General features: G+C 44.0%; 10 protein-coding genes. All 10 read right to left on the reverse strand.

The features are described from left to right. Positions 1-50 precede the first annotated feature (50 nt). Positions 51-1,286 carry a glycoside hydrolase family 26 protein gene (locus DC20_RS20765; RefSeq protein ID WP_062545609.1) on the reverse strand — a complete coding sequence of 412 codons (1,236 nt, stop codon included), beginning with the start codon at positions 1,284-1,286 and terminating at the stop codon, positions 51-53. A 122-nt stretch (positions 1,287-1,408) separates the two neighbouring features. Continuing rightward, on the reverse strand, positions 1,409-2,170 hold the full coding sequence (locus DC20_RS20770) for a WecB/TagA/CpsF family glycosyltransferase (RefSeq protein ID WP_218918720.1): 762 nt from the start codon (positions 2,168-2,170) through the stop codon (positions 1,409-1,411). A 31-nt stretch (positions 2,171-2,201) separates the two neighbouring features. Then, entirely contained in the window at positions 2,202-2,723 is a 522-nt protein-coding gene (locus tag DC20_RS20775) for a serine acetyltransferase (RefSeq protein ID WP_062545610.1), read from the reverse strand. Further along, positions 2,724-3,788 (reverse strand): glycosyltransferase family 4 protein, encoded by a 1,065-nt coding sequence (locus DC20_RS20780; RefSeq protein ID WP_083470399.1) that lies wholly within the window; start codon positions 3,786-3,788, stop codon positions 2,724-2,726. A gap of 11 nt (positions 3,789-3,799) precedes the next feature. After that, positions 3,800-4,678 carry a glycosyltransferase family 2 protein gene (locus tag DC20_RS20785; protein ID WP_062545612.1) on the reverse strand — a complete coding sequence of 293 codons (879 nt, stop codon included), beginning with the start codon at positions 4,676-4,678 and terminating at the stop codon, positions 3,800-3,802. After that, positions 4,644-5,888, reverse strand: coding sequence for a VpsF family polysaccharide biosynthesis protein (locus DC20_RS20790; protein ID WP_062545613.1), 1,245 nt, complete (start codon positions 5,886-5,888; stop codon positions 4,644-4,646). Before DC20_RS20790 ends, DC20_RS20785 begins: the two co-directional genes overlap by 35 nt. A 30-nt stretch (positions 5,889-5,918) precedes the next feature. Further along, positions 5,919-7,259, reverse strand: coding sequence for a flippase (locus DC20_RS20795; protein WP_062545614.1), 1,341 nt, complete (start codon positions 7,257-7,259; stop codon positions 5,919-5,921). Between the two features lie 108 nt (positions 7,260-7,367). Next, entirely contained in the window at positions 7,368-8,426 is a 1,059-nt protein-coding gene (locus DC20_RS20800; RefSeq protein WP_062545615.1) for a glycosyltransferase family 4 protein, read from the reverse strand. 203 nt (positions 8,427-8,629) lie between these two features. Beyond that, complete coding sequence (locus tag DC20_RS20805) at positions 8,630-10,945, reverse strand: GumC family protein (RefSeq protein ID WP_062545616.1); 2,316 nt, start codon at positions 10,943-10,945, stop codon at positions 8,630-8,632. Positions 10,946-10,954: 9 nt separating this feature from the next. Next, positions 10,955-11,698 carry a polysaccharide biosynthesis/export family protein gene (locus DC20_RS20810; RefSeq protein ID WP_245652261.1) on the reverse strand — a complete coding sequence of 248 codons (744 nt, stop codon included), beginning with the start codon at positions 11,696-11,698 and terminating at the stop codon, positions 10,955-10,957. Between the last annotated feature and the right edge of the window lie 322 nt (positions 11,699-12,020).

Consider the following 12,020-nt stretch of genomic DNA (forward strand, 5'->3'; position numbering starts at 1 on the left):
AAATTAAGGTTGCGAGGGAAGGCAGATAACCGGGTTAAAAATATAAGGTTTTACCTTATCTCTTGTACTTCATCCGCAAAAACAATGTACGGGTTTCCTTTAAAATTAAGAAAATCGGTCTCAGCCGGATGCCCCTGGTAAGGAGTCCAATACATATCTGTAGTGTTTGACCATAGCATAAAATAGGCAATTTCTACGGGTTGGTTTCTGAGAGCAGGCAATAACATATTTGTAAACCAATCTGCTTGAGGAATTTTATCCAGGCCCGTCTCTGTAAAAGCCGCTACTTTGTTATTTCTAATGGCATAATCAGAGATGATTTTCAATTTCCTACTGACTACGTTAGGGTCATTGTTAGGTGATAGATCGTAATAATTGTCCATACCCACAATGTCTACATAGGCGTCTCCGGGGTAATACTCCAGGTATTGTGCCTCCGTGGTGAAGGCTCTGTCTGGGGACCAGGCGTATAGAAAGTTATGCACTCCTAAATTATCACGCAGGTATTTTACCGTAAATTGGTACAATTGTTTGTACTCCTGCACAGTGCAATGCCCTTTTCCCCACCAAAACCAAACTCCGTTCATTTCATGAAAGGGTCTGAAAATAATGGGGATCAATTTACCATCAGCTCCAACCAAAGACTTGGCATAATCAGCAAGTTCTCTCAAAGAGTTCTTATATACTTCATGGTGACTGCCCCTTGGTAAGATATGTTTCACCGCCTCTACCTGAGCGTCACGCCACCAGATGCCTTCTTTGGCGACAGGGTTATGATAATGCCAGCTATAGGTATTGATGCCTCCTCTGTTGTAGGCTTCAATGGTTAAATCTCTGGTGATTTTTGTTTCCCAGGCTTTTCTGTCACCAGTATAGAAATCAACTATTCTCATGAAGTCCCAGCCATACACCACCGGATGCGCACCGGTTACTTTCTTGACATCTGAATCTATGATGTAGGGAGCATTAGGATTTGCAGGATCAAATTCATTAGCCCACATATACCCCGTTTTGGTATCGTCTTGGTGACCTAGTAAAGAATTGGTTTTGCTTATGCTTTTCAGATTGTTGTACAGGGCTACCGTTTCTAGAGTAGCTGATCTGTCAACCGGGGCAAAAGTAGACTGACCTGATGACGGTCTGGCATTCTTGAAATTTGTAGAATAAAAGCTGGTGTCTTCTTTTGACTTTACGGGAAGATTATCTTCGCAGGAAAAAAAACTAGTACCTGCGAGAAGGAGGGTGCTTAAAATAAATTTAGGCGAAAGGGTGTAGAAGTGTACCATGGTATGCTTATTTTAAGGGTGAGCAAAAATCTAATCTATAATAATTAAAATATTAATTATAATAAAATAAATATTAGTTAACATTAAATATTTTATCGATGCTCAACCCTTTGTTGCTTGGGTCACTTTACTTCTCTCTTGGTTTCTTTTAATTGATTGTAAATTATGGGAATAAAAGGGGTGCTTTCTACAAAATAGCGTCTAAACAATCGCTTAGGCTCATTGGCAAAACGCCAGAACCATTCCATGCCTACTTGCCTGAAAACTTTTGGGGCTCTTTTGATAGAACCCGCCTCAAAATCAAATGAAGCGCCAATGCCCAAAGCAACATTTATATCCAATTGCGCGATGTTGTTGTACATCCACTTTTCCTGTTTAGGCGCTCCTACCCCCACAAAAAGAATATGAGGCTTCACCGCATTGATCATTTCTACAATCTTACGGTTCTCCTGCTGGTTTTTGTCAAACCCAAATGGCGGACTATAAACGCCCACCACATTTAGACCCGGAAATTTCTTTTTCAATTCATCGGCTGCTTTCTGCGCCACTCCTTCCAGCCCACCTAAAAAGAATAACCGAAATCCCCGGTTTGCAGCATGACGGCATAGGGATGGGAATAGGTCAGAACCGGTTACCAAAGCCTTGAGGGGAGTACCTAAAACTTTAGACGCCCACACCAGCGGGTTACCGTCTGCAAGCACCAGGCCCGCCTGGTCATAACAGCGCACAAAGTCTGGGTCTTGTTCCAGTTTTACAATGTGGTCCAGGTTGGGAGTGACCACGTAGGTTTTCTGGTTATTGACAATCATGGAATCAATGGCCATGATGGCTTCCTGCTGGGTTACGTTGTCAACATACGCCTTGCCTATTCTTACCTTTTCCAATGCTCCTCGTTTTAGGGTTATCTTTAGAAAACTAGCTAAAAACTTCTTCCTCTATTAAAGCCTCTACGATTCTCAAAACCTTTGCCGGATTACCCACCACTACTGAGTTGGAGGGCAATGATTTTACTACGATAGATCCGGCTCCTATCACCACATTATCTCCAATGTTGATGTTTCCAATGATGCAGACATTAGAACCAATCTCCACATTATTTCCAATGACCGGCGATGCACCTTCGGCTTTGCTGTTGCCAATAGTGGTTGAATGCCGTATAGTGCAGTTTCTTCCTATGACAGTTGCTTTATTTATAACTGTTGACTGACCATGGTAAACTCTTAACCCTGGCCCTACTCTTGTGGTCCAGGGTAGCTCAAATCCCATCATCCATTCCACAAAAACGCGGTATAAGATCAGGTAAGGGAAAAACAGGAGTTTTGTTTTTTTCCTTTGTGAAACGTACCCTGCTACTCTGAAAAGAAGTGTAAGAACTTTGCCTTTGGTGTTGTCTTTATTAGCTGTAAAATCCTGGGTTATGTACTGTCTAAAGCTCATTTAAGTAATCTTATTTGATATTAAATTTTTGTATAGATTCAAATATCCTTCTATGCAATGCGCAACAGAGTATTCCTGCTCGGTCACGGGTACGGTGGCGTTCATCAACTGCTCTATTTTGCCTGTTTCGTAGTCTGATAACAACTGAATTAGCTTTTTGGCGCAATCCTGAATGTCTCCGTTTCTAAATAAGAAACCCCTTGAGGTACGTGATATGATTTCTGCGGGACCTTCAATGTCTGAGGCCAGCACCGGCAACCCGGCGGCAAAGCCTTCCAGAATAGTTAACCCGAATCCCTCGTACCGAGAAGGCTGTACTAATAGATGGTAATTGGCTAAATGGAGGTAAAGCCAATCCCTGTCTCGTTCGCCGGAAAAGACCACCTCTTCCGTTAAGCCTAACTTGGAGGTTAGTTCCTCAAGGTAGTCCAAAGAAGGTCCTATTCCCACCAGATCTAGAGTAAAATTAGAAAAGCCGTACTGGTCTTTGATAATTTCTAAGGCCTGCAGCAGCACATCCTGCCCTTTCTTTTCGTGCATCAACCTGCTGAGCTGCACCAACTTTATTTTCTCACCCTCAAGTTTGTACCCAGACCTTTTTCTGAAAGCAGAGGCATCAATGCCGTTGTACACGGTTATGATGGGCCTGTTTATACGGTGAGCCACATCTTTGTGCACCGCGTCTGAAATGGCCACCAAAGCATCATAATGGTGGTAATCTGTCGTGGGGATGCCTACATCATGAATGGTATAGATCTTTTTACCCACTCCTGCTTTGATGATCTTTCCAATGTTAGGTTCATGAAGATGAATGACATCGGGGCTTATTTGCCTAAGCAATAGGTTGAACTTCACCAATGGCCAGGGATTCCGGCTACCTTCCTTTCTGTTTATTAGATGTACTACTACCCTTTTATTTAACTTTCGTAGCAGGGCGCTGCTGTGAATGTTGTTCACCACCACCAAATGCATTTCATGCGCCCCGCACATCCCATTGATTAGATCAACGGCCAGCACCTGGGCACCTCCCATTTCAAAAGTATAAAAGCAATGTACAATCTTCATAAACCTCCTTTTTATTTCTTGGATGTGATTGCTTTGTTCAGGATCACAGAAGGGGTTACAGAAACAAAGGTTTTGTAAAGCCCTTTGTTTGGTACCGGCGAGGCATCTATCATAGCCTGCGTTTCCTTTTTCTTGTAGGCGGCAATACCCAACAGCACCGCGTGCTGAAACTTTTTCATATACCCTTCTGGATCAAATTGGTACAAGTCTTTTCCGTACAGGTTAAAGTAGAAACTGAGGTACGTAAACTTGCCGGCAATAGCCTCTGTTGATTTTAACCGAAGAGTTTTGGTGAGGTTATCCGTTCTTTCAAGGTCTATCCAGGTAATAGTTTCGGGCACTACCATCTGCGGTTCTGTATGTTTGATGATCCTCAGCCAATTCAGGTTCTCATAGGCCCTGAACTGCTCAAAAAAAGGAAACTGCAATAACACTTCCCGCTTGATAACGTGCGTAAAATCACCATATACATGCTCCGTAAGCCACTCTTTGTAACTGGTAGTATAAGGCGCAGAAGCTACCTTGGTTTGGTTAGAAGAGACGTAAAACAGGAAGTGTTGAATATGCGGATTTTCATTAACGTAAGTCACCACCTTGTCAAACCCCTGCGGAAAGAGTTTATCATCACTATCCAGAAACAGAATGTAGTCACCGGTTGCTCTTTCTATGCCGCGGTTACGGGTATAATTCACGCCTCTGTTCCCCGGGTTCTTCAACACCTGCAGGTTCTTGATCTGCATGGTTTGCAGCAACTCATAAGACCCATCAGTAGAGCCATCGTCTACGGCAATTACCTCATAGTTTTCATATGCCGTATCAATGCTTTCTAGGCAGCGAGGCAAATCAGCTTTGCGGTTATACACCGGAATAACGATGGATATCTTCTTCATAGAGCGGCTCTTCTTCAGTCTGATATGAATACGCGTGAAAGCCTACTATAGAGGCTAGTGTGATGATAGAAATGGCCGTGGTATTAGTGGCCATAGAGTTGTTCCCGGAAGCAATCAAGAAGATCACAAACAGGAGTATGAGCTTAACCGGAGTATCCAGGTGGTGGAACAGGCTTAAGAGGAAAAAGAACAAGGCTACCCCTAAGCAACCGGTGAGAACATAGCCATATTTGAAAACCCAGATAATCCAGAAGTTCTCAATGATATCTACCTTCTCCAGGTACATGGCGGCTAGAATCTTATCTTCCCCAATGCCCCACATGAGGTCACTGGGTGTGAAATGCCGGAACATGTCAAATACGCGGGTTCGTACATCGGCACTGTCATCATCAAACTTTGAACTGGCGAAAATACGCTCGCCAAAAGGAGTGCTCACCAATACGAACACACAAAGGGCAATCATCACAAGAAAGAGCACCAGGTAGTTGAAGAACTTACCAGCTGCTTCTTCACTGCCGTAGTTTTTCAAATCAAAATACAGCAGGAACGGAAAAGCCATCAGCACCCCGGCCAGGGCGGTTCGTCCCCCAAACGCAAAAATGGCCATGATCCCCAGCCCCAGGAAGAAGAACTTTTTAAGGGTAGTTTCTGAAATAATGACGAAAAACAGCGTCAGGAAACCCACTACCAGTGAATTGTTGAGCGGGTGCCCCAGGAGTGCGTACGACCGGAATGATTCAAAAACCGCTTCTACGGAGGGTCTTAAAATAATGGTACTTAAGCCCCTTTCCACAATGGCCAGCGAGCAGTTTATGATAAAGAATACTTTCAGCCAGTAAAGTAACTTCTCCTTGAACTCATCAGGCTTATCCTGTAGGTAATGGATCAAGAGAACCGGAGCGAAAAGCGTATCCAGAATAAAGAAGTTGGCTTTTGATTTGCCTAAAGTGATGGAGTAAATAAATACCAACAACACCACAATTCCGAAGGCACGCTCAGTGAAGCTGTCAATGTTATAGATGGAGTTCTTCTTGATGAATTCCACTCCCCAAAGCCCAAAAAGTAAATACGTAGCAGGGTGCAACCGGAAGATAGGACCACTGGTAGGATCAGACTGCGGGTAGTGCAAAACATCCAGCACATTCTGGCCCAAAAACAGGAACAGAACCAGCAGGAATGGCAGTAGCGCTATGGTGTTTGATCTTTCCAATCAGTCTTTTTTATAAAGTTTCGCCGCAGGTTATTTCTTTGATCGCTTTTCCTTAAAGTTCAGAATTAAGGGCTGTACATACCCGTACACCGATGAAAAGTAAAAATACCGTATCCCTAACACCTGGGTTTTGCTTCGGTACAGGTACACCCACATTAGCAAAGCAATGGAGGTTTCAGTCAGCAACCAAGCCCAGGCCGCTCCTATGTAGCTGTAGCTTTGGGCCAGCCAAAAGTTTAACCCTAACCCAATTACCCCACCCGCCGCTATGATGAGGGTGTAGGGTTTGTCCATTTTGAGGTTCACCATGGCCTGCACACCCATCAAGTTACTAAGCCCCATCACCATTGGTATAAAGCACAGAATCCGCAGCACGGTAATAGATGGCCTAAATTCCTCTCCATAGAAAATGGTCACAATATAAGGGGCCAGAAGCCATACGCCTGCTCCCATCAACGCCGTGAGGTACACAATAAAAGGAGCCGTCATTTTAATGCGCTCGATGCCTTTCTCTCGGCTAATGCCAAAGCTTTCTCCAATATAGGGGAAGAGGGACATGCCCAATGGAATGGTCACAATGGTGTGCATAATGATCACCAGCCGCCAACTGGCCGAAAAGAAGGCTACAGCCTCACTGCTTTGTACTAACCCCAAGACCAGGGTGCTGGCGTAGGTGTACACATTGATGGAAACAAAGGAGAAGAAGATGACCTTTTCGTTCCATAAATGGCGCAGCACTTTCTTAAGGGGCACGGCATACAACTTGATTTTATACCGCTTTACCGCCCACCAAAAAGCCCCTATGCCTACTAAAATATGCGCTACTCCAATGAAGAAAGGTTGCCAAACATAGTCTTCCCTTTCGCGCACCACAAAGAGCACCAGAATGGTAAATAGCAGCTTGGTGACAAAGTTGAAGATAGCAATGTTGTGCAGTTCCTGCATGCCCTGGTACAGCCAGTTGGGCGTGAGCACAAAGGAAAAAACTATGATGAATGAGTAAATGGCTACCTTCTTCTCACTGGCTAGCTGAGGCATAAAACTGAGCAGCGCCCAAAATAAAGCGGTAGAAACGAGGAACAACAGGATTTTAGCAAACAGAACATTATTGAAAATCACGCTTCGGGCTTCCAGGTTGTCCTTGTCCAGGGCTACTGCTCTGGTAGCCGTTAAATCAAACCCGTAGTTGGTCAGCAGCACAAAATAAGAAACTACAACCGAGGCAAAATTGATAACCCCAAACTTGTCTGGACCAATGATGCGCACAATGATAGGAATGGAAATAATAGGCAACACGTTGTTGGCTACCTGCAGCAAGCTCAAAGAAAAGAAGTTCTTAAATAATTTACTTTGGTTTTTAACTGCGTCCATTCACCAGATTAATGTGTATGCAAAGTATAAATATGGTCTTCAATTAGTAATTGAGTGAAGGCATAAAGGTTTTAAGAAACTTCTCCCAGCCCATAGAAGCAGTTTACCTCAAGACCGCACCAGCCTGCGATATAAAGAAAACAGCTGCTCGTTTAACCTGGCCAGATTGTATTCTGCATCAATTTTACGTTGGTTATTTTCGGCCATCCTAATCATCTCCTGGGGGTTGGACTTTACAAAAGCAATGTGCTGGCAGAGACTCTCCACATCGCCGGGCGTTATCAGAAAACCATTCACACCTTCGGTAACCAGATCAGGAATACCTCCTACCCGTCCGCTGATGATGATCTTACCAGCAGCCATGGCCTCCAGAATAGACATAGGCAACCCTTCGTTGTATGAGGGAAGGATCATGGTATCGGCTCTTTTAAGCCATTCCATTTTTTCTTTCTCCCCTATCCAACCCAGTACCTGTACATTGTTTTGCAAGCCTTTTTCCTGCACAATTCTGTGCACCTGCTCTATTTCCCCATCACCGGCAAGGTAAAAAACGAGGTCATGGTGGTGGTGCCTGTTGACCAGGATGTCTGCTGCTTCCAGTAGGTCATAAACACCTTTTCGTTGACCTAGCCGCCCTAGAAACAAGAACTTAGAAAGGTTTGCGGGCATGGTATAGCAGGAAGCAAAAAACTGGGTATACACGCCATTATGTAAAACCTCTACATTCTTGTTTGAGATGTTCTTTTCAAAGAAATGCCTCCAAAACCCAGACAGCACCAGAATGCTGCTACAAAAAGAGAAGATCATCCGGATATACCACTGGGCAATAGACGAAGAGGAGTTGTAAAAGGAATCAAAATCTGCCCCGTGCACGTGCATGACCACTGGTTTGCCACGTAATTTACTGAGCAGCACAAAGAGGCTTTTCCGGTAGAAACTGGCGCCAGATGCCACGTGAATGTGCACCAGATCCATCTTACTGGTTTTCAGAAATTCAAGGATCGCATCAAGATTTCGGGAGATCTTTTCAGAAGCGCTTCCTTCCACATGTGATACAATATGGGTAAACCGAACCTCAGGATTTCGGTTTTGCAACATGTCGTTGATCACCGTAGCCATTCCGCCTTTTGTCCGGGTGATACTAGGACCTACAATGACAACCTCCATAGACTTCAACAGAAAAGAAATTTAATAAAATTTTAATATTCTGTGCTTCTTAATGGCAATACCTACTTTTCTGACCTTGTGTTGCAGCTAATACCTTAAGCAGAGTTCCTCAACAGCAGTCCTGTAACACGTTTTTAGCCTGTTCTCAATAAAAAAGGCTGAAATCAGAATCAAATCTGCCTTCTGAAACAAGCCTTTCGTTATTAGCTTCTTACAAAAGCTTTCTTCTTTGCAGGAATATTCTCATACCCGTACCCATACCCGTATCCATAATACCTACTCAGGAATCCACGTGGTTTCACATCATTGAAGACGATAGATAAATTAGGAAGCGCCTCCAGGGCAGGATCTCTTTCCAGTTTTTGCAGTTGCGTCTCAGGAGTTTTTCCTTGCCGTATGACTAATAAGGAGATATCACAGTATTTAGAAATAAGGTAAGCATCTGTGGTTTGCTCTGTGGGGGAGGTGTCTAATATAATAAAATCATACCGCGGCTCTAAAGAGGCAAAAAGATCCTGCACATCAGGGTGTAACAGAAACTCAGCGGAGTCTTCAGGCATGCTACCCGTTGGCAACACACTCAAATTTGGGTACCCAGTTCTGTAAATCACCTGCTCTAAGGTGGCAGTACCCTTAATATAATCAGTAAACCCCTGCTGATCTAACAAGTCATGCAAGGCAGAAGTATCTGGGGTTAAAAGATCAAAATCAATCACCAAAACGGTCTGCCCAGCCGATGCAAGGCTCATGGCAAGTTGGTTTGCAACAAACGTCTTCCCCTCCTTCTCAATGCTGGAGGTTACCAAAATCTTTTGCTTTATCTCACCGGTTGAAAATAACCCCATTGCTGCCTGCATTTGCTTGAACTGAGCAGTAAACACCGGCATAGGTACAAGGGGCAGGTTAGGAATTTTTCTTCCTTTCACATGAACAATCTCTGCCACCACCGGTATGCTGGTCCCTCGTTCTAAAGCAGACCTGAACAAGATTTTACTGGTGAGCCCCTCCTTGATCAATATGTAGAGTATTCCTAGCGCAAGGGAGGCAATTAAGGCCCCAATCAATATAAACAGCCTTTTTGAAGCCACCGGAGTAACACTTGCCTCAGCCCGATCCACCACCCTACTGTCTGCAATGGTAGACGCGGAACTCAGTTCGGCCTCCTCTTTCCGTTGAAGCAGAAAAGCATATACATCATTCTTGATGGCCTGCTGGCGGCTTATTTCCAAAAGCTCTCTTTCTTTTCGGGGAATGTTTCTGATGAGGGAATTGAACTTGCCACTAGTTGCGTTCAAGTTGTTTCTGCTGGCCTGCAAGCGCTGACGTTGGTTACGCACAATGCTTAAGACATTAGGCCTTATTTTCTGAATTTCGCCCTGGATCGCCTGGGCAATGGGGTTATTTTCCCCAGTAGTCCTGCGCAGATTGGCGTATTGCAGTTCAAGTTCATTCAGAGTCTGCAGTAAATCGGTTAACACCGGGTCATTGATCCCCAAGGTGGTAGGAATAATGCCCGTCCGGTTTTCACCTGAGCGAACATGTTGTTCCACCTGGCTTAAAGCCGCCAACTGCATGTCCAGGTCAGACGCTTTACGGTCGTTTTCTGAAACATTCTGCAAATACAAACGCCCCTGCTCACTTAAGTCTACCACTCCTTCTGCCGACCTGAAGTTCTGTATCCTGCGGTTAATGGAGTCCAATTCCTGTTCCAGCAGGTTCACTCTTTCGGTGACAAAGGATAGGGTATTGGTAGCCAACTGGTTATTATTCTGAATGGAAGCGCGGGTATAGGCATCTATCAATGCATTTACAATGTCCTCGCCCCTTTCAGGTACCTCATCTGTGTACTTGATGTTTACCACCGAAGATAACTTGCTAGTAGCGCCCACCTCCAGGTTGTTTAGCAACCCCACCGTTGTTTTGCGGGGATCAACCAAAGAAAAATACAAACTGCGGTCAGTAGACCTTTTTTGTTCGGGGTTTTTCACAAACCTGAGGGTACCGTATGGGAACGTAATCCATTGACCTAGTGGGTGCCTTCTCCCCTCCACATGAACTGTATTGGAGGCTTCGTTATACTCAAAACTAATTTCAGGCTGTTCTTTTACCTTATTTAGATTCTGTACTTCTACCCTTACCGGAGAGGTTAGGTAAGCGGAAGCCGGTTTAATGCGTCCTTTTTCAAAAACAGGCGCATACAGGTGTAGGTTGGTCACTACATCCCGCATAAGCGTTCGGGACTGCAATACAAGAACTTCGTTTTCTACAATCTTTCCCCCGGCATAAAGATTAAGTGACTGCAGGGTTTCTGACTCTTCTACCCCTCTTACTTTATCTTTTAATACAAGAGTAGCGGAAATTACATAAGTGGGCGTGATGTATTTGGTGAAGACAACTGCAAGGGACAGAAATGTAAGCCCCAGTAACACAAACAAGGGCCAGTAAGGCAAATACCGGAACGACAGGATACTTAAAATACTATCTCCGGAGTTATCTGCTACCTTTCTTCTTGGTTTCATATTCCCTTTCTACTGCGCAAGTCTATCTACCACAATTACCACCACTGAGAGTGCGCTTATCAAGGCCGGTAATAATTGATTTAAACGGGTAGCCCCAGCCACTCTTGCTTTGTTTGGCTCAATGTAAACTATGTCATTCGACCTTAAATAGTAATAAGGTGATGTGAAGATTTCATTTGAGTTCAGGTTCACCCGGGTGGTGATTCTTTTGCCGGCTTCCTCGCGTATCACCAGTACATTATCGCGTTTTCCATAAATAGTTACATCACCAGCCAAACCAAGCGCTTCCAGTAAACTTATTTTTTCTCCCGGTACGGTAATAACCGTGGGCCGGGTTACTTCTCCCAGAACAGTCACCCTGAAGTTCAGGAATCTGACTTCAACTACAGGGTCAACTAAAAGTTTACGGGAAAGCAAAGCATTTCTAAGGTTATTCTGCAGTTGGCTTTTGGTTAACCCTTCTGCTTTCACAGCACCTAGCATCAAAAACCTGATCATCCCGTCTTTGTCTACCAAATACCCCGCAGGTTCCATGACATCACCAGTGGGGGTTGAACTACGAACTTCAGATTGGTTTGGCAGATTGAAAATTCTGGAAGCCTCAGGGTTCAGGCTACTTACCGTAATGCTCAAAAGATCATTTTGTTGAATGATGGGCTCAGGAATTTCAATGGTTGCAAAGCTAGCGTTATCTCCTAAATCATTGAAGTACGTAGCCTTTCGGGAATTGACACAAGAAAAAAGAAAGGGCAAAAGCAGAATTGCAAGTAGAACTTTACTCCTCATATGGTAGTGATAGCGCCTATTTTAGGTACAAGTTTCCCTTTTATTTTTAGGTGATACAAGCTTTAAAGGCTTTATGTTTAGTTAAGTTACTTTGGCTATTGTACTTCTCTCAAAAGTAACTCAAGTTATTGGGGGAATAAACCTGATGATTTAATTTCAATAATACTTTAATCAAGGTCAAAGAACTGATTCACAACCAATTCTTTGGCAAATTAAGAGGGGAACCGTTACTGTTGTAATAAGTATAGCTTAATTTCAAAAAAGCCATATCCTGCTTTGCTCTAAAGCA

This window comes from Rufibacter tibetensis (genome assembly GCF_001310085.1).
Lineage (GTDB): Bacteria > Bacteroidota > Bacteroidia > Cytophagales > Hymenobacteraceae > Nibribacter > Nibribacter tibetensis.

Coding starts and splice junctions, on each gene's coding strand:
- DC20_RS20765 (WP_062545609.1), bottom strand. CDS start 1,286: ATGGTACACTTCTACACCCTTTCGCCTAAATTTATTTTAAGCACCCTC.
- DC20_RS20775 (WP_062545610.1), bottom strand. CDS start 2,723: ATGAGCTTTAGACAGTACATAACCCAGGATTTTACAGCTAATAAAGAC.
- DC20_RS20780 (WP_083470399.1), bottom strand. CDS start 3,788: ATGAAGATTGTACATTGCTTTTATACTTTTGAAATGGGAGGTGCCCAG.
- DC20_RS20785 (WP_062545612.1), bottom strand. CDS start 4,678: ATGAAGAAGATATCCATCGTTATTCCGGTGTATAACCGCAAAGCTGAT.
- DC20_RS20795 (WP_062545614.1), bottom strand. CDS start 7,259: ATGGACGCAGTTAAAAACCAAAGTAAATTATTTAAGAACTTCTTTTCT.
- DC20_RS20800 (WP_062545615.1), bottom strand. CDS start 8,426: ATGGAGGTTGTCATTGTAGGTCCTAGTATCACCCGGACAAAAGGCGGA.
- DC20_RS20805 (WP_062545616.1), bottom strand. CDS start 10,945: ATGAAACCAAGAAGAAAGGTAGCAGATAACTCCGGAGATAGTATTTTA.